Annotated in this window: 25 protein-coding genes; 15 read left to right on the top strand and 10 right to left on the bottom strand. The window is 43.3% G+C overall.

The genetic code is table 11. The features are described from left to right. Both I5P96_RS08160 and I5P96_RS08155 read left to right on the top strand, forming a co-directional pair. Window positions 1-354 carry a hypothetical protein gene (locus I5P96_RS08160; protein ID WP_223381544.1) on the top strand — a complete coding sequence of 118 codons (354 nt, stop codon included), beginning with the start codon at window positions 1-3 and terminating at the stop codon, window positions 352-354. Window positions 355-560: 206 nt separating this feature from the next. Next, a complete protein-coding gene (locus I5P96_RS08155) occupies window positions 561-2,360 on the top strand; it encodes a DEAD/DEAH box helicase family protein (RefSeq protein WP_223381543.1) in 1,800 nt (599 codons plus the stop codon). A gap of 1,123 nt (window positions 2,361-3,483) precedes the next feature. On the opposite strand, the gene I5P96_RS08150 is transcribed toward I5P96_RS08155, so the two are convergent. The 6 genes from I5P96_RS08150 to I5P96_RS08125 all read right to left on the bottom strand — a co-directional run bounded on the left by I5P96_RS08150 (window position 3,484) and on the right by I5P96_RS08125 (window position 6,580). After that, window positions 3,484-3,843 carry a sporulation initiation factor Spo0A C-terminal domain-containing protein gene (locus I5P96_RS08150; RefSeq protein ID WP_223381542.1) on the bottom strand — a complete coding sequence of 120 codons (360 nt, stop codon included), beginning with the start codon at window positions 3,841-3,843 and terminating at the stop codon, window positions 3,484-3,486. A 763-nt stretch (window positions 3,844-4,606) separates the two neighbouring features. After that, window positions 4,607-4,792 carry a hypothetical protein gene (locus I5P96_RS08145; RefSeq protein WP_223381540.1) on the bottom strand — a complete coding sequence of 62 codons (186 nt, stop codon included), beginning with the start codon at window positions 4,790-4,792 and terminating at the stop codon, window positions 4,607-4,609. A 14-nt stretch (window positions 4,793-4,806) separates the two neighbouring features. Next, window positions 4,807-4,974 carry a hypothetical protein gene (locus tag I5P96_RS08140; RefSeq protein ID WP_223381539.1) on the bottom strand — a complete coding sequence of 56 codons (168 nt, stop codon included), beginning with the start codon at window positions 4,972-4,974 and terminating at the stop codon, window positions 4,807-4,809. 213 nt (window positions 4,975-5,187) lie between these two features. After that, complete coding sequence (locus tag I5P96_RS08135; RefSeq protein WP_223381538.1) at window positions 5,188-5,388, bottom strand: helix-turn-helix domain-containing protein; 201 nt, start codon at window positions 5,386-5,388, stop codon at window positions 5,188-5,190. 121 nt (window positions 5,389-5,509) lie between these two features. Continuing rightward, window positions 5,510-6,172, bottom strand: coding sequence for a SprT-like domain-containing protein (locus tag I5P96_RS08130; protein WP_223381537.1), 663 nt, complete (start codon window positions 6,170-6,172; stop codon window positions 5,510-5,512). 132 nt (window positions 6,173-6,304) lie between these two features. Further along, entirely contained in the window at window positions 6,305-6,580 is a 276-nt protein-coding gene (locus tag I5P96_RS08125; RefSeq protein WP_223381536.1) for a hypothetical protein, read from the bottom strand. 162 nt (window positions 6,581-6,742) lie between these two features. Here I5P96_RS08125 and I5P96_RS08120 point away from each other — a divergent pair, with 162 nt between their 5' ends. Continuing rightward, the gene (locus I5P96_RS08120; protein WP_223381535.1) at window positions 6,743-7,048 is read left to right on the top strand and encodes a hypothetical protein; all 306 of its coding nucleotides are present in this window, start codon (window positions 6,743-6,745) and stop codon (window positions 7,046-7,048) included. Between the two features lie 228 nt (window positions 7,049-7,276). Here the strand turns inward: I5P96_RS08120 and I5P96_RS14210 are convergent, their stop codons facing one another. The 4 genes from I5P96_RS14210 to I5P96_RS08105 are packed head-to-tail and all read right to left on the bottom strand — an operon-like array spanning window position 7,277 to window position 8,152. After that, entirely contained in the window at window positions 7,277-7,564 is a 288-nt protein-coding gene (locus I5P96_RS14210) for a tyrosine-type recombinase/integrase (RefSeq protein WP_263286936.1), read from the bottom strand. After that, window positions 7,564-7,776, bottom strand: coding sequence for a hypothetical protein (locus I5P96_RS14205; protein WP_263286935.1), 213 nt, complete (start codon window positions 7,774-7,776; stop codon window positions 7,564-7,566). Before I5P96_RS14205 ends, I5P96_RS14210 begins: the two co-directional genes overlap by 1 nt. Further along, the gene (locus I5P96_RS08110; RefSeq protein ID WP_223381534.1) at window positions 7,761-8,015 is read right to left on the bottom strand and encodes a hypothetical protein; all 255 of its coding nucleotides are present in this window, start codon (window positions 8,013-8,015) and stop codon (window positions 7,761-7,763) included. The genes I5P96_RS14205 and I5P96_RS08110 overlap by 16 nt, the downstream gene beginning before the upstream one ends. A 47-nt stretch (window positions 8,016-8,062) precedes the next feature. Beyond that, on the bottom strand, window positions 8,063-8,152 hold the full coding sequence (locus I5P96_RS08105) for a hypothetical protein (protein ID WP_263286934.1): 90 nt from the start codon (window positions 8,150-8,152) through the stop codon (window positions 8,063-8,065). A 492-nt stretch (window positions 8,153-8,644) separates the two neighbouring features. On the opposite strand from I5P96_RS08105, the gene I5P96_RS08100 reads away from it, so the two are divergent. The 12 genes from I5P96_RS08100 (at window position 8,645) to I5P96_RS08045 (ending at window position 20,899) form a co-directional block, all read left to right on the top strand. Next, entirely contained in the window at window positions 8,645-10,801 is a 2,157-nt protein-coding gene (locus I5P96_RS08100; protein WP_223381531.1) for a Helicase associated domain protein, read from the top strand. Between the two features lie 43 nt (window positions 10,802-10,844). Beyond that, a complete protein-coding gene (locus I5P96_RS08095) occupies window positions 10,845-11,519 on the top strand; it encodes a sugar transferase (protein ID WP_223381529.1) in 675 nt (224 codons plus the stop codon). A 109-nt stretch (window positions 11,520-11,628) separates the two neighbouring features. Beyond that, window positions 11,629-12,054: a hypothetical protein gene (locus I5P96_RS08090; RefSeq protein WP_223381527.1), complete on the top strand. Its 426-nt coding sequence runs from the start codon at window positions 11,629-11,631 to the stop codon at window positions 12,052-12,054. 230 nt (window positions 12,055-12,284) lie between these two features. Further along, a complete protein-coding gene (pssD, locus tag I5P96_RS08085) occupies window positions 12,285-12,764 on the top strand; it encodes a PssD/Cps14F family polysaccharide biosynthesis glycosyltransferase (protein ID WP_347475394.1) in 480 nt (159 codons plus the stop codon). Window positions 12,765-12,780: 16 nt separating this feature from the next. Continuing rightward, on the top strand, window positions 12,781-13,290 hold the full coding sequence (locus tag I5P96_RS08080; protein ID WP_223381525.1) for a glycosyltransferase: 510 nt from the start codon (window positions 12,781-12,783) through the stop codon (window positions 13,288-13,290). Continuing rightward, window positions 13,287-14,408 (top strand): glycosyltransferase, encoded by a 1,122-nt coding sequence (locus I5P96_RS08075; protein ID WP_223381523.1) that lies wholly within the window; start codon window positions 13,287-13,289, stop codon window positions 14,406-14,408. The genes I5P96_RS08080 and I5P96_RS08075 overlap by 4 nt, the downstream gene beginning before the upstream one ends. A 40-nt stretch (window positions 14,409-14,448) precedes the next feature. Next, complete coding sequence (locus tag I5P96_RS08070) at window positions 14,449-15,420, top strand: hypothetical protein (RefSeq protein ID WP_223381521.1); 972 nt, start codon at window positions 14,449-14,451, stop codon at window positions 15,418-15,420. A gap of 36 nt (window positions 15,421-15,456) precedes the next feature. Further along, on the top strand, window positions 15,457-16,362 hold the full coding sequence (locus tag I5P96_RS08065; protein WP_223381519.1) for a glycosyltransferase family 2 protein: 906 nt from the start codon (window positions 15,457-15,459) through the stop codon (window positions 16,360-16,362). Between the two features lie 31 nt (window positions 16,363-16,393). After that, entirely contained in the window at window positions 16,394-17,659 is a 1,266-nt protein-coding gene (locus I5P96_RS08060; protein WP_223381517.1) for a hypothetical protein, read from the top strand. A gap of 3 nt (window positions 17,660-17,662) precedes the next feature. Beyond that, complete coding sequence (locus I5P96_RS08055) at window positions 17,663-18,598, top strand: capsular polysaccharide synthesis protein (RefSeq protein ID WP_223381515.1); 936 nt, start codon at window positions 17,663-17,665, stop codon at window positions 18,596-18,598. Window positions 18,599-18,605: 7 nt separating this feature from the next. Then, entirely contained in the window at window positions 18,606-20,060 is a 1,455-nt protein-coding gene (locus I5P96_RS08050) for a flippase (RefSeq protein WP_223381513.1), read from the top strand. Window positions 20,061-20,062: 2 nt separating this feature from the next. Further along, a complete protein-coding gene (locus I5P96_RS08045) occupies window positions 20,063-20,899 on the top strand; it encodes a phosphorylcholine transferase LicD (RefSeq protein WP_223381511.1) in 837 nt (278 codons plus the stop codon). Window positions 20,900-20,938: the final 39 nt, after the last annotated feature.

Below are 20,938 nucleotides of genomic sequence, written 5' to 3'. Positions count from 1 at the left end.
ATGTGGGACCTGGAAGTTGCTCCGTACCCCGCCGGGGAAGAGCTGAAAAATACGATTATAAATATGAAAAAGGAGATCAAAATGAGCTTTTTAAAAGATGTATTTCAGACCGCTGACGAGATCAAGCAGAGTCAGGAGAAGTTTAAGAATGCCGTAGACGTAAGCAGTCGTCAGGTAGAGGCGCTTATTCGACCGTATTTGAGCGAAGCGCAGAACGAGATCCTATCTGAAATTCTGGAAGGGCTGATTGCGTCCGTTGCCGAGCACTCGTTCCAAATTGGCTACAATAGCGCCATGCAGACGTTTGCAGAAGCGGCGGCAGCAGTCGAGGCAAAGTCCCATGCGCAACAGTAAAACAAAAACCGCCTTACCTGCGCCAACAGGTAAAGCGGTGATAGAGACGGGAATATATATGTAATGCTAATGTTCTCGCCCCTATAATAGCACAGAACGAAGCGTTTGACCAGAGCTTTTTTGGGTAGATGCTAACAAACCGGCGCATGGTCTGGCAAGATAGCTGGGCTGTGCGCCTTATATTTTTATAGGAGCAATATTATTTTATGACTGAAGAAACAAATGTTACCACTACACCCATGCAGCCTGTATCTCTGCCCAAAAACAAACCCAACGATGCATTGTCTATCTTGGCGCTATTTGGGGATCTTACCGACATTGGCTTGGACCCCTGTGAAGAGTTGCCGCGCGTACCTGCTCCGATGACGAAACCGCAAGCAGCCGAACAGGAAATGATTTGGTCACTGGATGATATCCGCCGGGAAGAAATGCTATTTGAACGGGCTTTACCGGCTTTGCCAGAGGACACACGCTACGTCTCACAGGCCATCGGCGACATTATACAAAGCTGGGGAGTTGGTCGCTATGTGATCGATGCGGGTACAGGCGCGGGTAAAACAACTGCAATCATTGACTTATTGAAGAAAAATATGACTAGCTGCCCAAGATTCAATGTGGGAGATCGAAAGCGAATTCTATATCTTTGCAACCGGAAAACGCTGTGGGAGCAAATCGTCCAAGCCATTTTAGCGGATGGAGTCGAAAGGGATTTCCGAGATACAGACCTGATTAGATTGGCGATGATCGAGTGCCTGAGTTTTGAGTTTGTAGAGGTGCAAACCTATCAAAAGCTCCAGAAGGACTATCAGGAAAACCCAGAGAAGACGCTGGAGCACATCAAGAACAGCTATACCTATATTGTCTGTGATGAGGCTCATTATTTTGTGAATGATGCCAAATTTAACCATAAGACGAACATGGCGTACCAGTGCGTCGAGCAGTTGGTTTCGTGTAAAACAGTGATCTACATGAGCGCCACGATGGACTTCTTGATTCAGAAGTGGAAGGAGGAGGGGACACTTCCCCCAGAAAACTATTACCGAATCCCAAGAAGAAAATCGAGTGTCTCAGAAATTCGATTCTACTATCGGGATGCTGAGCGTAAGGCTCTCTTGGATTCCATTCCACCAGATGAAAAAGTGATTGTTTTTGTATCGAGTCGTGCAACGCTTGAAAAAATGAAGCTGATATACGGTGATGCGGCTTCCTACTACTGCTCTGACCACAACAAGTCCGGCGCGATGGATACGCTGTATGATTGTGTCCGGCACGGAAAGCTTTTGAAGCGGATCCTTTTTACTACGACTGTCTTCTATAACGGTGTTGACATCAAAGACGAGACGGTCAAACATATTTTCATTGAGCAGTGGTTGCCCATGGAGGTGATTCAGGAGATCGGCAGAAAGCGGCCAGTGAGTGAGCAGGATATCTTTAAACTCTATCTGCGCGGCAAGGGAAAACGGGAGCTGGAGACGTGCCCTAAAGAGGCTACCTATAATCTTGAACCAGCGCTGTGTTATCGTGCAGGCGGGGAGACTTGGGAGAAGTTTTTGGCAGCGCCGGATGTAAACGAGCGAATCGGTGAGGAGTCCACTTTGTACTACGATCATCGAACAAAAGAGTACCATATCAACGAGATGAAAGAGATGTTCTTCCAGTATCAGAAAAGTGTCGCACTGAAAATGTTACAGGATGGATATCATGACGCAATTCTTAGTATGATTCGGGGCGATTTGGGTGGTCCTGTTCCAGAGCATAAGTCGGATAATGTGTCAGCCTACATTGCGGAACATCTCAATGAGCCTATGCTAAAGGATGAGCTAAAGGCAGCACTGATTCGCGTCCTGAATATTGTTCCGGCTAAAGGACGCTCTAGCCAAGAGACGATCGGCAAATTGCTTTTAAATCGAGAGCTTCAAAAATACGGGGTAGAGATTATAACAACAAGAGAAACAGCAGGGAAGTGGCGGTTTAAGACAGTCTGGATGCTTGTGGAACTGAAATAATGATCGACAAAATGTGCAAAAACGCGTGCCGATACTATAGAAACTACACGAAAAATTGCACAATGTCACAGAGCAACAAAGAAGTAAGATGCGCATAAAATTCACTACACTATACAATAAAGCGAAAAATGTACGCATATCGATTATGGAAGCTCGGCTACTGATTTGAGTGGCCGGGCTTTTATTGTGGATGATTAAGAATGGAAGCGTCTTTTATTGACAAATTCTATTCTGCGTGGAATGATAGCTGAGTGCTTTCGAACGTCCGAAGAATGAGGATGGGCGGAAACGCTCAGTTATCATGAACACGTTAACGGAAATCTTGACGAAGCGAACCTGTAAGCTTTTTCAAGATTGGAGTTGATGAGCGACAGCGAATGTGTCATAATGATTCGATTTATCGTCAAAATATATGGTGCTTCTTCGAAATAATCAAAATAATGTTGATTCTCAGTTTGTTAAGAAAATACGATGATGCGTCGAATATTGAGAAACAAGAAAGCGTCTGCCCGGCGGATGACGTCACAAATCGTTACTCTATCTGGATTAACACGAGTGAAAAGTGCACTTCGAATTGAATATGACGTATTATCGCTGATTCAATATAAGGCTGTATACGTCGTGGATACTGTTTCGTAGCTCAATTTTCGGCCGCCAAATTTACATACGGATATTTCCGTAACTATTTTCGTGGGCGGATTTTTACGCCGTCCAAAAGGGAGTGGGTCAGAGCGACACCCCTGCAACATGGCTCAACTTGATGCAGGTTCAAAGGCTCAGTAGTCAAAGTGACTGATGAGAAGCATATTCTGTCGATGATACGATCAATAAACATTAGTCAAACTGGTAAAGGTTCAACTGTCGTCAAAATGGGGACACTTCAATAGAGCTCAGAGGAGGAGTCGGTATTTCGCAGTAGCCCTCGATTTGAGGGCTGTACAAAACTCCGCATAGTACATGACGGCTTTCTATGACACTGTGCAGATTTTGACAAATAATTTTACGGTATTTCGCTTTTTTGCGATTAACTCTTACCAACCTGGTAACGGTTGAAATCGAATCAAGATACAAAAACACCCCACTGCTCGGCATAGAGTAGCGGGGTGTTGCTGTTGAAGGGCGCTTATTTCAGAATAGAAAGATCGTCATAGCGAGCGACACCATTATAGAGCAGCTCAAGCATGGTCACAGCAGATGGGCGACCGTTCAAAGGATAGCCAGCCAGCTCCTGTACGCGATCGGGGAAGAAATCCCATGCGACCTTGGATGCCCGGCGGACCGTGCTTTGGACTGCTCTGGGCCCGCGCAGAGTTTTATCGGCAATGGGCGTGTAGATCTCTTTCTCTACGGCTCGCAGGCGGTCTTCATCCTCGGCAATTAGCGTCAGGGCTTGTGATAGAATCATGTAGGCGTTCATGTTGCGGGTGATCCCGACGTAGCGCAGTACATCATTGATACGGGCGGACAAATCGGAAGTAACCATTTTGACATCATTCCTATTACATATATTTGGATCAGTTCCATCCTGTTCGAAATAAATGTAACGCAAAACATGCCAAACCTGGCGAAAAGCGTCTAAATACGTCGTTAAGTGCTGAAATGCGTCGCAACGGCACGGCGGCGTGAACCGGCAGGGGTATAGCAGGGGATAGGAACGCGTCAGCGGAGTGCTTGGTTGGATGATAACATGGTATATACAGTCTATAAAGGCGTTTGCCTTGGGCTGGGTGCTGAATCGGCAGATCTCCATGACGCCACGCAAACTGTAAACATAAATCTGACGAATCTGCGTTGGGTTTTTGACTTCAACTTTCAAAGTGAAAGTCGAGCTCAATGGGTCAAGACGCGCTTTGTTGCGCTGATAGAATCGCCATACACGACCCTGTACCAAACAGTACGCACCTGTCACGACATAAGTTCAGATGAGGTCGCTTAGACTGACTCCATTAAGAAAGGTGTGTCCAATTTTGGACAAATGCAGACGGTGCTCAAACATGTTATCCGTGACCAAAAGTGGTCGAATGAAACTGTTCCCCCACAATTTCGTGGAGCCTCATAATCAAATCGAAAATCCGCCGGGATGTGTGCTGGCTGATATTAAACGCGGCTCTTTAAGTTCACTTTCTGACTGAATACTGTATAAAATAGAAGGAGCCCTGCTACTCGTGTCTGAGCGGCAGAGCATTTGTGTTGGGGTTGGTTATTAAATTACGGCGGTTTTATGCTATGCCCCAGGACGTGCTGTGTTAGAGCTCAAAAATCTCAGTCGTGATTCTGGTCTGGTTTTCACCTAAAAGTTTACCATAAGCACGGTCAGAAATTCGTTTGAACTCTTCAGCTCGTTCTCTCGTCTGGTAACTGAGTTCTTGTAGAATAGAGTTATTATTATCGTGGTCGATAATTTTGACGATGAACTTATTATTCTCCGCCATACCTTTTCCTCCCATCAGGCTGCAATTTCTGCGATATAGTTCAGGATGCTGAATACCATCAACCCCAAACCGATGAGTGTAAGTATGGGGCCACAACCAATATTGCCTCCGCCGCTTTTATTGCTCATCATGCTGTACATCATATAATGGTCAAACCAATCATGGTCACATTTGCGGCTCATAATAGCTCCTCCTGCGTTTTGAAGTGTGTTTACTTTTGCATTTTAGGTTTGCTGTACCTGAAGTCTACCAAACAATGTGTCCAATAAAGTGGATTTACAAGTACACTTTTAAAATGTGGAGCTTTTTTGCTGCTGGGCGCGCGAACTGATGGATGACCGCACTGTCGCGGGCAAAAAGTCTCCGGTAAGGCATCCGGTAGCGGGGCACACCTCTCACTCAGTCAGCCCCAACAGATAATCGGTCGGCACTTGATAGAATTGAGCGAGCTGGATCAGATGGGGAATTTCGGGACATTTATCGTGCTCCCATGCGTAGACTGCCCGGCGGCTCACTCCCATGGTTCGTGCAAGGTCGGTCTGAGTATAGCCGTGCGTCAGGCGCAGATGCTGCAAACGTTCTGATATAATGGTCATAGCTGCTCTCCTTTAAATAATGGGCGTCCTCTCACAGCCCGGCGAATCTCTGTCTTTACGAGTGCACTTTTAAATCCGGCACTACTCTCACTCGTGCCCTCGCTCTCTGTCCTGCTATGATTTAGTCGGCCTTCACGAACAGCTCCATGCAGTCCGCACAGATGACCCGCACTTCCTTGGTACTCCGGATGATGGTGCCGCACTTGGGACATACCCACCGCCGGGTACTGCTCTTTGCTTTGGGAGGTTTCGGCGCTCCGGTCTGCCTGCTACCGGGTGCCTTGCTGCCTGCTCCGGTGCCTGCCATATCCGACCATGCCAGCCGTTCACCCATCTGGATGTCCTGCCAGCCTTGGAAGATGATGAAGTCCAGTAGCTCTTCGGACGGGCTCGTAATGGTCCAGCCATACTTTTCGTGGTGGTCGACGGTCAGCCCGTGTGTCTCTGCCTGCTCCTTAAAGCGCCGGTTGTGGTAGACCCCGTTGTTGCTGGTGTCCTTGATGCCGGTCTCCATGCAGTACTCGTGCACCATCTCATGCAAAAGGGTGGAAGCGGTCTCCTCGATGGGACGGTCAAGGGTAGCCGACGAAATATTGATCTCGTACTTGTTCTCGCCGCCTGCCTGCCAGACCTTGGAGCAAGTGATATGACCGTATGCGGACGGGGTCTTTTTCAGGCTGATGATGGGCTCAGGCAGCTTGCCTGCAAAGTAGTGCTTGTTGAGCTCCCGGAACATTTTTTCCAGCTGACCAGCAGCGCGGGAGGTTTTGACAGTCTGTTTCATGATTTTTCGAACCTTTCTATTGATAAAAAAGGCCGGGACAGGTATAATATTGGTGTAGCCCGCCCCGGCGGGTGTTGTGGGCTCTATACAACGTCAGCTTTGGTCGGTCGGCGCTGTATGGGGCTTTTCTTTTCAGGTGATGCTCAAGCGGGTGCCGGAGACCGTTTTGCTATACTGGTCATACAGGTCGGGAGCCACGGCCTTGATGGCTTTGCTGTCCAGTCGGGTGCTGGAGAAATCGGACAGGCGGACTTTGTGGCAGCCTACTTCCAGATAGTTGGTGGAGCGCTCTGCAAGGGCCTCGCGGATCTGGATCTTCAGCTGTTCCTGTTCAGCCTGTGCGGCCTCGATCAGTTGGGCGGCCTCCTTGTACTGCTCGACAAGGGTCAGTAAAACGTTGATGCTCATGTGTGTACCTCTCTTCAAATCGTTGGTGAATGGTCGGATGTGAGAACGGGTGTTCCCGATGGCATGAGTATACAGCGTCTCGTACGAGTATGCAAGACGGAATATTCACCAAAGAAAAGTACAAATATCTGTGCAAAATACATACTCGTACGAGATAGACAAATGACAGATATGTGTTATAATACCTATAAAAGTCAAAAGAAAGTTGGTGCGAGGATGAGCGGAAAAACAAGCACAGCCAGCAAACGGAAATTTAACGATAAGACATACCAGCGGATTGTTCTTGACGTTCGGATGGATGTCTTCCCCAACAAGGAGGCTGTTCAGATGGCGGCCCAAAAAGCGGGGCAAAGTTTGACTGAATACATCATGGAGGCAGTACGCCTTCGAATGGAGCAGGAAAACGCCATGTTAGACACACCGGGGGTGGTTAAAAATCTGGAAGGGGACACTGATTCGGTAGAATGAGATAGTTGTTCCATCTCCCCAGACCGAATTGAATCTAGCAGCAGAAGGCCTCTGTCTTTCACAGAAATGTGATCGGCGGGGGTCTTTTTGCGTTAAGAAAATGATGACCGAAAAATAAAAAAGTATCCTCCACAGTGAAAATGAAAGACAGCGGCCCAAATCATGCGTTATTCCATCAGATTCAGCGCCCTTCTACCATTTATAGACACCTGATGGAGAATATCCGGTTCATCTCCCGGCGCTTTCGGTCAGGTCAGAGTGCACATAGCGCTGCAAGGTAATGTTTGCATTAGCGTGTCCCAACAATTCGCTGAGGGTCTTTACATCGCACCCCGCTTGCAGACAGGTGGTAGCAAAAGTATGACGCAGTGCGTGCGGGCGTACTTGCCGGACAGCCGCCTGTTTCAGATATGCCTTGATACTTTTCCGATAGCATCGTGGCTCTGTGGGTTTGGACTCGTTGCCAGATAGAAACCATGTAGAATAGCTGGCATTTCCGTGCAGCTTTTTCAGCATCATAAGCAGCTGTTTCGGGATTGGAATTTCCGGCGGGAGGTGCGGGTTTTAGGCGTTTGGATGACCACCTTTGTATGCCCGTTTCCGCAGGAAATTCGGCAGACTGTCCGGCTGATCTTCAGCGTTCCAAGTTTCAGGTCGAAATCGCCCCATTGCAGGCCGCAGATCTCACCAATGCGGAGTCCCAATTCCAGCCCTAATAGTAAGCCGATTTTTCGAGGCGTGGGGTTCGCCTGTACATACTGATAAAGCCGCTGTTGCTCCGCCGGGAGAGAAGCGAAGAAATTTTATCGGTGGCTTTTGGCAGCGCTACTTCCAGCTCCATTGGACGGATTAAGCGTAAATGCGTGGCATACTTGCAGATACGGCGTAGCATCGAGAGACATTCCCGTGCAGAAGAGTTTCCCAGCGGTTTGTGCGCGGCATCTGCAGGAGCAATGATCTGCTGCATGGCCTGCTCCAAAAAGCTCTCCTCAAGGGATACAACGGGCACTTTGCTCAAACCGGGAGAAGATATTTATGCAGTGTGTACGAATAATGCGCATAGGTGGATTCTTTTATACTGTTCCGCAGGGAGTGCAGCCACACCTCGGCCAATGCTTCAAAGGTCAGGTCGGTCCTTTTAGGTTATAGATGCCCGCCTCCGCTTTTTTCTGGATCAGCACTCGTTTGACCTCTGCATAGACCATTCCGTAGACATAGCCCACTGAATTTGCCTTCCGATGTACGCGCTTTTATGTACCGGCCTTCCCACCGACTATCCTTGCGTTTGCGAATATTTTCTCCCCGTCGTGCCATTGCTGTCTCCTCCTTATAGCTTAGACACCCATCTGACCACTTATTTTGTCCACTCTCTTTTTAGCTGGATTTTTCATGCAGAACTGGGCAAGGTGCAATAAAGTTTTGGCTTATGAGGTGTTTTTCTAAGGTCAAATTGGATATATTTGTTGAGATACCTATTGAATCCCAGATATAACCATGATAAAATAAGAAGAGAATTCAGACAACAACGTCAAAAGATCGGTATCCTCCATTTTCACTGTAGAGGATACCCCTTTATCGCGGGAAGGGGTGAGCAGAGTGGCATTGCGTCTGTTTGAGCACAATGAAAAAGCATATCATGCGGCAGTCCGGATGATGGACCAGTATGGCAAAGCTGCCATTGTTCATCCCACCGGTACCGGAAAGAGCTACATTGCGTTCAAGCTGATCGAGGACAACCCGGAGAAGGTCGTGCTCTGGCTTTCTCCCAGTGAATATATCTTCAAGACCCAGCTGGAAAGCCTGAAAAGGAACGACCCGGATTTTCCGCGGGCAAACGTTCACTTTTATACCTACGCCAAACTGATGTGCTGTGCGCAGGCACAGCTGGACGAAATAGCAGCGCAGAAGCCTGCCTATATTATACTCGATGAATTCCACCGTGCCGGTGCGGAATGCTGGGGCGAAAGCACGGTGGCTTTATTAAAGTTGTGCCCGGAGGCAAAGCTTCTGGGGCTGACGGCAACAAACATCCGGTATCTGGATAATAACCGTGACATGGCCGAAGAGCTCTTTGATGGGCATACGGCGAGCGACATGACCCTTGGCGAAGCAGTCGTCAGGGGCATTTTGCCTGCCCCGAAATATGTGACCACGGTTTATCAGTACCAGAAAGCCCTTGCAAAGTATCAGGCGCGGGTGGATAACCTGCGGACACCGGGCATTCAGGATGTGAATCAGAAATATCTGGATGCCTTGCGCCGGGCACTGGAGCAGGCGGACGGCTTGGACAGGGTCTTTGCCCATCATATCACAAATAAGTCTGGCAAGTACATCGTCTTCTGCGCCAACAAAGAGCATATGGACGAAATGGTGTCCCATGTGCCGGAGTGGTTCGCCGGGGTCAACTCAAATGTGGTGGTGTATCAGGCTTACTCGGATGACCCTAACACGGACAAGGCGTTTGCCGACTTCAAAACTGATACCAGTGACCGGCTCAAGCTGCTGTTCTGCATCGATATGCTTAACGAGGGCGTCCATGTGGAGGGAATTTCCGGGGTCATCCTGTTCCGACCAACGATTTCGCCCATTATCTACAAGCAGCAGATCGGACGTGCCCTGACCGCTGGTGATAATACGACACCACTTATCCTAGATGTTGTCAACAATTTCGAGGGCTTGACCAGTATTTCCGGTTTGCAAGGCGAGATGCAGGAGGCGGTCCACCGGCTCTATGCCAACGGCGAGGGCGACAAGATTGTGACCGAACGGTTTGAGGTCATCGAGCAAGTGCACGATTGCCGGGTGCTGTTCGAGCAGCTGCAAGCGAGCCTTTCGTCCGGTTGGGAGCACTACTTCTCCGAGGCAAGCATCTACTATGCGGAACACGGCAACCTGAATGTCCCGAAACTGTATACCACGCCCGGCGGTCTGAGCCTTGGCGTGTGGCTGGTCACTCAGCGTCGTGTGCGCGAGGGACAAATTCAAGGCATCCTGACCGAACAACAGATTCAACGGCTGGACAGCATCGGCATGGTCTGGGGCAACCGGAAGGAAATTGCGTGGCAGCACGGATTTGAGGTCGCAAAGAAATACCACGACACCTACGGAAACCTGATGGTGCCCGGAAAGTATGTGGATCCGGACGGCTATCCCTTAGGACAGTGGATCATCAAGACCCGGCAGCAAAAGCTGAACGGCCGACTGAAGGAAGAACGCATCGCACAGCTTGATGAGATCGGCATGGTGTGGAACATTTTCGATGCCAAGTGGGAAAAGGCTTATGCGCTGGCTGCGGCTTATTATGAGGAAAACGGCAACCTGAATATCCCACGTTCCTATGTGACAGCGGCTGGTGAACGGCTGGGGCAATGGGTAGCAAGCCAGCAATGGGCGTACCCGAAAGGAAAACTGACAGACGAGCAGGTCGAGCGGCTCAGCCGGATCGGGATGTACTGGGGCAATCGCAATGACCGCAAGTGGAACGAGGGGTATCAGGAGGCAAAGCGCTATTTTGATGCCCACGGCGACCTGAACGTTCCAGCAGAATATGTGTCACCGGGCGGTTACAACCTCGGAAATTGGGTCAAGCGGCAGCGGTATACCCGCCAGAATCCTGAAAAAAGCTGCGCGGTTCTGACAGAGGAGCGGATTGGAAAGCTGGATGCCATCGGGATGCGGTGGGAGAAAAGCAATCTGAAGCACCTATCTCAGCAAGCGGTACGAGTTGAAATAGTTGCGGCAAAAGCTGGTTGAAACAAAAAATTTATAAATAAACACGAACTTATGTGAGGAAAAAATGGCTACGAATACGACTGGAATTGAGAAGAAAGTTGAAATTGACCGGAAAGAAAATCTGCGCGACCATCGGCTGTATTGGTTCGTCCGCCGTGCGCAGGATGTGATTTTGTCCGCTGCTGCTTTGGTAGTGCTGTCACCATTGATGCTGGGCACGGCGATTGCCATTGTGATAGATGATCCGTCCGCAGGCCCGATTTTTTCGCAGGAACGCATTGGACGCGACGGAAAACCCTTCAAGTTCTATAAGTTCCGCTCTATGTGCCCCAACGCAGAGGCAAAACTGGACGACCTTCTGGACAAGAACGAGATGGATGGCCCTGTGTTCAAGATCAAGGACGACCCGCGCATTACCCGTGTGGGCAAGTTTATCCGCAAGACCAGCCTCGATGAGCTGCCCCAGTTGTGGAACATCCTGAAGGGCGATATGAGCATAGTTGGCCCCCGCCCGGCACTTCCTCGCGAGGTGGAGCAGTACGGCGACTACGAAAAGCAGCGTCTATATGTGACTCCCGGCCTGAGCTGCTATTGGCAAATCGCTCCGCACCGCAATGACCTCTCTTTTGAGGAATGGATGGACCTGGACGTGAAGTATGTCAAGGAGCGCAGCTTCTGGGTGGATTGGAAGATTATTTTTAAGACATTCAAGGTGTGCCTGCTGGGGCATGGGGAGTAAGAAACACGGTAACATACAAAACCGTGAAATGGCGGGTGTAGAGTACTAATAGATTAAGCGCCAGTCGAAAATATACATGAACAACAATTTGTAAGATGAATATAGCGGAATGCCAAATAAGAAGAACCTCCTGATTTATGCTCATTACTATATTCCAGATACTGCGTCAACGGGGCAGATCCTCCGTGAACTGGCGGAGGGCATGCTGGATAAGTTCAACATCACAGTCATTTGTGTGGTTCCCAGCTATTTAGGAACCATTGAAGATAAATACAAGACACAGAAATATTACGAAGAAGAAATCAACGGCGTAAAGGTGCTGAGAATCCGCGTGCCGGAGTTCAGCAAGACCAATAAGAAGAGCCGTGTGAAGAACATTGTCTCCTATTTCTTTGGAGCAATGGGTGCGACCTTCAAGGTCGGAAAGATGGATTATGTGTTCTCCATTTCCCAGCCTCCGATTCTCGGTGGGGAGTGTGAAATAATATGGACAACCAGAGAAAAGCCTGATTTCATGCGGGTTTATGCGGCTTGACCTTTTCACCTCAACCTGTTTCTGCCTGTCATGGTGCGTTACGGCCAGCGTGATTTCAGATGCTAATGGCTTCTGGTTGCGCTCTATACTTAACCCACCACAGCGAAAGCTGATAGAGCAGAAAACAGAATAAGGAGGTACGAAGGCGAGCCTGCGTATAGATTGCTGCGGCAATCTATATACAGGCTTGTTGTCGTACAAGGAAGAACAACATACCGGGGAGAAATAAAATGAAAACAAAAAATGTGACAGAGAAAAATATGAAGGTTTGTCTTGTTGGCTCATCTGGCGGACATTTGACCCACCTTTATATGTTGAAGCCTTTTTGGAAGGATAAAAATCGCTTTTGGGTGACATTCGATAAGGAAGATGCGAGAAGCCTTTTAGAAGGAGAAAAGGTTTATCCTTGCTATTTCCCGACAAACCGCAGTATTAAAGCACTCATTAAGAATACCAAAATTGCGTGGGATGTACTGCATAAGGAAAAGCCAGATTTAATCATTTCTTGTGGTGCAGCAGTTGCGGTTCCATTTTTCTACATTGGAAAGATGATGGGCGCAAAGCTGGTTTATATCGAAGTCTTTGACCGAATTGATAAGCCGACTATGACGGGAAAGATGGTTTATCCCATTGTGGACAAGTTTGTTGTGCAGTGGGAAGAGCAGAAAAAGGTTTATCCGAAAGCGGTTAACCTTGGCAGCATTTTCTAAGTAGGGGTAGGAAGTAATGATTTTTGTGACGGTAGGAACACACGAACAGCCATTTAATCGACTGATTCAAAAAGTAGATGAGCTGAAACGCGATGGCATTATCAAAGATGATGTGATTATCCAAACGGGCTTTAGTACATATGAGCCGAAATACTGCCAGTGGAGCAAGCTGATTCCATATCAACAGATGGTCAAGAATGTAGCCGATGCCCGGATTGTAATTACACATGGTGGCCCAGCAAGTTTTATCATGCCGCTACAGATTGGAAAAACGCCCATCGTTGTGCCGCGTCAACATCAGTTCAATGAGCATGTGAACGACCATCAGGTTGAGTTTGCAAGAAATGTGGCGCAGAGGATGGGAACGATTATTCCAGTGGAAGACATCAATACGCTGGGAGATATTATCACGAACTATGACCAGATCGTTGCAGGTATGGGACATGGCATGAGCAGCAATAATGCGAAATTTAATGAAGAACTAGAGAAGCTGGTAGACGAATTATATTGCGAGGAGAATCGATGAAAGAGTTATTGATAATGGCAAAGTCGCTGGGCGGCGGTGGATCTGAAGTGGCTTTGATAGAATTAATTAATGCACTTCCCGAAGAACATTATAATGTAACACTTGTATTGCTTGATTTGGATAGTGAATATGCTTATCGTCTAAAAAAGAGAGTTAATATTGTTCAGCTGACTTTTAATAGTTCTTTTGCAAAATCACTTGTGTCAATGTATGCTTTTCCAGCAAAGGTATTGAAGAAGCTGTCAGTTAATTATTACATTCCATACTACGATTTTATCGCGAGTAGAGTAACAAATGTATTTGAAAAGACTTACGATATTGCTATTGATTTTTATGGATATGGTTCATTTGTGACTGCGTTCTTGGCGACAAAAATACAAGCCAAGAAAAAGGCAACATGGCTCCATGATGAAAAACTCTACTGGCTGAAAAGTGTTCAGAAATACTTGTGCAAGTATGACAAGGTTTACGGTGTGTCCCAAGCGGTTGTTGATGCGTTTTGCAGGGAGTATCCGCATTATAAGGACAAGGCCGCTGTATTTTATAATGTTATTGATATTGAAGAAATCAAACGAAAGGCCGAACAAGATGAGGTTGTACCATTTAGGGATGTTTTCAATATCGTAACCGTTGGTCGGCTGACGGAGCAAAAAGGTTATGACATTGCTGTAAAAGCAGCAAATATTTTGAAGAAAAAGAAAATTGATTTTGCATGGTATGCTATTGGTGGTGGCAGAGATGAGGAAAAGTTGAAGAAATTAGTGGAAGAATACCACTTGGAAAATCAATTTGTATTTCTTGGGCGTAAGGATAATCCATATCCATATATGAAGCACTGTGATTTATACGTTCAACCATCTCGTCATGAGGGCTATGTAATTACGCTAGTAGAAGCACGTGCGCTATGTTTACCAATTGTGTCTTCAGATATTCCCTCAGCGAGAGAGCAGATACAAGATGGTATTAATGGATATGTTGCAGAACTAAGTGCAGAAGCTTTGGCGGATAAAATTGAATACTTGTATCACAATCCTTTGCAGAGACAAAAGACTGTTGCGTATTTGAAAGAACATCCGATTGACTTTTCAAAAGAACTTTTAAAATTGGAAACAATTTAAAATGGACTAATGAGCTTTTAGAAATTGGGAGAATAGTAAAATGCCAATAGGGCTGAAATTTCAAAGAGAACATAGACAACTAGGGTATCATATAAAATATTTATACTATTTTTTCGCAAGAAGAGATGTGCTGCAGAAAAGAATATCATATGGGGGCATGAATCCGAATGATATTATTTATTTAATAAAACCGGATTTTCAAAATGGAGTAGAGGGCCTACTTTCATTAGTTTATAGGCAGTTACTTTACATTGCCATGGCTCAAAAGAACGGATATATCCCATATGTGGATTGGAAAAATTATAAGACTCAATATTATGATGGAAAAAATAATGTTTGGGAATTCTTTTTTAAACAGCCATCAAATCTAACCGAAAATGAAGTTTATAAGAGTAAAAATGTTTATTTGTCTGGGTGGACATTTAAAACGATTGATCCTGAAGGATTATTTGAAGCAAAAGTGTTCGCTGATAAAAGAATAAGAGAAAAAAGCAGCAAAATGCTTTGTGAGCATATTCATTTCAGCGATGAGGTGCTATCAATTGTCGATAAAGAAGCAACAAGTCTGAATATATCAGAATGCATCGGTGTTTATATTCGTGGAACAGATTATGTAAAGCTGAAACCGTCTGGAGAATATGTTCAGCCATCAGTTGATCAAATGAAGTGTAAAATTCACGAATTTGAAAACAAATATAATGCACCGATTTTTCTCGTGACAGAAGATGGCGATATATTCGACAATTTGAAAAAAGAATTTGGCGATATTATCAGAATCGTTTCTTTTGATACCTTTATAAGAAATTATGAGGGAAAAGATGTGCTGAGCAAATCGGATGTGTTAGAAAAAGACAAGAAATTGAGAGGACAAAAGTATCTAGCAAAGATGATACTGCTTGCTAAATGTAAATACTTTGTAGGCTCAATGACACAGGGATCAAAATTCAGCTATATTCTAAATAATGGGAATTATTCGGATGAGTATATTTTCGATTTGGGATTGTATCCATAAAACTGAATGCGCAGATAGAGGTTAGGAAAAATAAAAATGAAAATATGTGTAATAATGTCAACATATAACGGTGAAAAATATATTGAACAACAGCTTGACAGCATCTTCACCTCTCCCCAAAACATCTTTTTATATGTGCGAGATGATGGCTCAAAGGATAGAACGATTGAAATTCTAAAAGATTATAGAATAAAACATGCTGTATCAATAGAAGTAAATGAAGGGAAAAATGTTGGATCAGCAGAAAGTTTTTTAACTGCACTTAGAGAGTGCCCAAAAGCGGATTACTATGCTTTTTGCGATCAGGATGATGTTTGGATTAATGGAAAATTATCCGTTGCATCGGAACAAATTGGCGCAACAAATCAACCTGTTTTGTGGTGCTCAGATTATCAAGTGACTGATTCCGACTTGCACGTTATGATTCCGTCTGTCCTTGAACAACCTGTTCAGGATAGTGTAAGAGCGGTTTTCTATAACAATGTTCCAGGGTGTACAATGGTATTCAATTGGGCTTTAATGCAGGAACTGCGAAAAGTAAATATTTCTAACATCAGAATGCATGATATCATGGCAATCAATGTAGCACTGATAACAGGAAAAGTGATTTTTGATAAAACGCCATATGTGCTATATCGACAACATGGAAATAACGTTCTCGGGTATAGTCATAAGAAGATTCAAATTGGAAAGTGGATTAAAGAAAAGTTGAAACTGATTAGGAATAAAGAAGATTATTCAACTGCTGAATACGCAAAAACGGTATTAAATGTATTCGAAAGTCAAATGAATGAGAACGAAAAAAAAGAATATAAACTCATTTCAAATATGAATGAAAGTCTAATAAGTAGGTTGAAAGTTTTAACAAGACCGTATACAAAAGAAGAATTTGGCCGCACCAGTATTTCTATTCGGTTCAAAATATTACTAAATTTAATGTAAATGGTGGGCGCGGTTTCAGAGGACAAACAATATGCTTAAGAAGAAAAAGTTCTATAGTATGGCTTTATTGCTGTTTGGCATACTAGCGCCTATGCCCATTATCAGCCTTTTCTCCATCACAATGTATGTGTGGTGTATTATGATACTCGGCATGATTGCTTTGGTGGGATGGGTAAATCAAGGCAGAGTGAAGTTAGATAAGCGGTATGATCGAGCTTTCGCTACGGTTATTGCAACTTGGCTGATTTCATATTTGATCTGCGCAATAAGGATGCCTGCAAAATGGACAAGTGGTATCGTAGCAAGTTTTGTACAGCTGTGTTTTCTTATCATAGTATACATCTTTTTTTCACAAAAAGAAAAAGTGCAATATTTGGCATATTATGTAAAGGGAGTATACATATCATCAATCGTTCAAATGGTATGGGGCTATACACAGATAGTGTTTGATGCCATTGGCCAAGATTTAAATACAATCGTATTTAGAGATGTATTTCATATGATGGGAGAATATGCTACTCAATACCAGTTTGGCCGATTAAAAGTAAGTGGTTTATGTTGGAATGCAGGAAATTTTGCCCCACTTATTACATTTGGGTATATTTACACGAAAAATAGTTATCTCAAGGTGGCCTTCTTCGTGCTGGGATTTCTCTCAGGAAGCCGAACTTTGATGATGGGGTTATTAGTAAGTGCTGCTATTGAATTGGTGGTAACGGGAAAATTTAAAACTACCGTATCTAAGAAAAAGGTTGTATTCTTGGCTGTTGCAGTTACGGTGATTGTAATTGCATTTGTGACAAATATAGACAGTATTTTGAAGAAAGTCGTGGAGATTACGGATCTTCTGGATATAAAGAACCGTGTCAGAACAGAGGGAAGTGCCAACACACATCTTTATTATTTGACGTCTATTCCTGCAATCACGATGAAAAATGACCTTCTTTCCAATCTGTTTGGATATGGACCAGGGTGTTCTGGCTATGCACAGTCTGAATTGATGAACTTTTATGCGGACAGTGACAAATGGTCGATTGAATGTGATTATGTAAATCAGCTGTGGTCCTATGGATATGTTGGTTTTGTAGTATATTATTGTTGGTATTTGAAAAACATCGTAAAAACGATAAAACTTGATAAAAAGTATGTTGTACTATTTACCGCATTTTTGTTTGAAGGACTACTTTATAATATTACATTTAACTGGGTGTTTTTTCTGATCATATCTGTTTTCTTGCTTGAAAAATCGAAAGTCAATATTTTCAAGTTGGATAATACTATGTTGAGTTGGAGATAAGAAATGATTGTTTCAAAATTGAAAACGAAAATTAAACAGATTGGTGCTAAAAATTTTGTGCGCGATACTTTCAATACAATGACAATCAATAAAGTGGATTTTAATTGGAGATGCCGCGTGTTAAAAAAGGACATTGCAGACTATGAGATGTTAAAGAAAAAGTACGGCTATCTTGTAAATCAAACAGACTGGACTGCTAAGTCAACAAGTTCAATTCCTAAAAAAATATGGATATGCTGGTTTCAAGGTGAGGAGAATGCACCAGATATTGTAAAAATGTGTATTGCTTCGGTAAGAAAAACATTTAGTGATTATAGTGTAATAGTAATTACCGATAAAAACATTGATGAGTATATTGAAATTCCAAAATTCATAAAAGACAAAAGGAAAAAGGGAATTATAAAGCCGGCACATTTTTCCGATTTAATTAGACTTGAATTGCTAATAAAGTATGGAGGAATTTGGCTGGATTCGACTGTTTTTGTGAATTCAAAGAATCTAATTGAACACATTTTAGAAGGAGAAGAAAGACTATTTGTCTATCAAGACTTTAAAGCAATTGATTCGTATGTTGGAATTTCAAATTGGTGCATAGTAGCAAATAAAAACAATCCATATTTGAGTACAGTAAGAAATATGTTAATGGACTACTGGAATAAGTGCAATAGTGTATGCAACTATTATATTTTCCATATGTTCTTTATGATTGTTGCGGAAATTAAACCTGAAGAGTGGAAAAAAATTCCTGCATACAGTTGTCAACCACCCCATATTTTGCAGAATGAGTTATTCGACATATACGACAAAAGACGTTTCAATCAACTTATGGAAATGTCAAGTATTCATAAATTGAGTTATAAGTTTGCAGAAGAGAAGTTTGAAAAAAAAGATACGGTATATCAGCACCTAAAGCAGCTCTATCTCGAAGAAAAGGTATAAAAGAACGATGAAAGAAAAAAGCCTAAAAAAGAATTTTGCATATAATTTTTTATACCAATTATTGGCTATTATTGTTCCACTTATAACATCCCCATATTTGGCAAGAACACTTGGTGCAGAAAATATTGGAATAGCCTCTTGGACTAATTCAATAGTGTTCTATTTTGGAATGTTTATTGTTTTGGGAGTTGAAAATTACGGCAACAGAGAAATTGCATATGTAAGAGCTTCAAGAGTAGAGTGCAGTAAAAAGTTTTGGAGCATTTATGCTTGTCAGCTGATAAATTTCATTATAGTTCTCATGCTCTATTTCTTCTATGTCAATGCAATAGCAAAAGAATATAAAGTAATATTTGCGATTTTGACAATGTCGCTCTTGACGAAAGGCCTGGATATCGCATGGTTCTTCAGCGGTATGGAAGAATTTAAGATTACAGTTGTTCGTAATAGTGTGGTTAAAATCATAACACTTGTATCTATTTTTTTATTTGTACGCAATGCAAATGACTTATGGAAATATGTTTTAATAAATTCTGCTGGTGCCCTTATTGGTCAAATGACCTTATGGCCAAATGTAAAAAAGCATATTGACTTTTACCTGCCTAAAAAGGATGAAGTGATAAAGAATATTAAACCGTTGTGGATCCTTTTTATTCCAGTGCTCGCAATTAGTGTATTTACTTATATGGATAAGTATATGATTGGTCGATTAAGTAATGTGGTACAAAATGGTTATTACGAAAATGCGGATAAAATTATTAGCGTTCCGAAAGCGTTTATAACAACTATTGGCACAGTCATGCTCCCAAGAACAGCACATTTGTTATCTTCTAATCGTATAAATGAAAGCAGGCGTTATATTGAGCTGTCGATGACATATACTGTAATAATTGGTTCAGCTCTTGCATTTGGAATGGCAGCAGTAGCAGATGTCTTTTCGGTTGTGTTTTGGGGAGAAGAATTTCGAACTTGTGGATTACTGATTCAAGGCCTTGCTCCAGCAGTTTTGTTTTCTGTTATTGGAAGCGTTATTCGATCTCAGTTTTTGATTCCGAATGCGAGGGATAAAGAGTATACCGTTTCGCTTATCGCTGGTGCTATTGTAAATTTTTTTATTAATTTAATTACAATTCCAAAATTTGGTGCATTTGGTGCAGTTGTTGGAACGCTGTGTTCAGAAGTTGTCTTAATGAGTATTCAACTTTTTTATGTTCGTAAGGAACTTCCTCTAAAAAAGTATTTTCAAAATTGCTGGATGTTTATTTTTATTGGCATGGTGATGTATGGAGTAGTATATACAGCAAAAAAGAGACTCGATGGTACAGTTTTAAGTTTGATTGTGCTTGTCTTAATTGGTGGAGTAATATACTGTTGCTTAACGTGGCTGTATTTATCCCTGGCGAAAAATGAGCTCGCAAAAGAAATTAGAAATCAAGTTTTGAGTATAGCAAGGAGAAAGTGAAAATGGGAGATTATTGCAACGAAAACGAACTTACAATAGAAGATGTTCATAGTGTTACTTTAAAATTAGTTGAGAAGTTAATACAGATTTGTGATGCAGTTGGAGTGAATTACTACGTTGCATACGGATCGCTGATTGGGGCTGTTCGTCATAAGGGGTTTATTCCATGGGATGACGATTTTGATGTCGTTATGCTACGGGATGATTATGAGAAGTTTTGTGACTATTGTATACACCACCAAGATGAAATGAAACCATATAAACTTCTCACACGAGAAAATGAAAAAAACTATCCATATAATATAGCGCGACTTAATAATATGGACTATCGTGCTGTATATGAAAACGTTCAAGGCTATGATTCAGGAGTTTTTATTGATATTTATCCTCTTGATGGTGCAGGGTCAGATGCAGAGCAAGTAATTCGACGAGTGAAAAAGAAAAAGAGTGATTTGTTCCGAGTCACATTGTGGAGTGCTGATGATCATTATACAAAATCGACATATCATAAATGGTATCGCTCAGTGGCAAAGTATGTTGTTAGAAGTTATGCAAAAATTCGAGGATCCAAGTATTTCTTGGATAAAATGGAAAACTTTAAAAACTTATATGACATAAAGAAAAGTCGATATATTGCGGAAATGACTTGGGATTCTGGGCTTACCCTATATGAAAAGAAATGGTTTGAAGATTATATCTATATGGATTTTGAAAATCTTAAGGTAAAAGTTCCGGTTGGTTATGATGAATTCTTAAAATGTCATTACGGCGATTATATGAAACTTCCACCGGCAGAGGAACGAGTTCCTCATCACGAATATAAAGTCTATCGACGCTAAGATATACGCCAATCTCAAGTGACTTTGGGATTGGATTGG

Origin of the sequence: Faecalibacterium prausnitzii (assembly GCF_019967995.1) — a bacterium.
Classification (GTDB): Bacteria; Bacillota; Clostridia; order Oscillospirales; family Ruminococcaceae; genus Faecalibacterium; species Faecalibacterium prausnitzii_E.
Note: the sequence above shows the minus strand (reverse complement) of the source record. Positions and strands in the feature narration are given on the sequence as shown.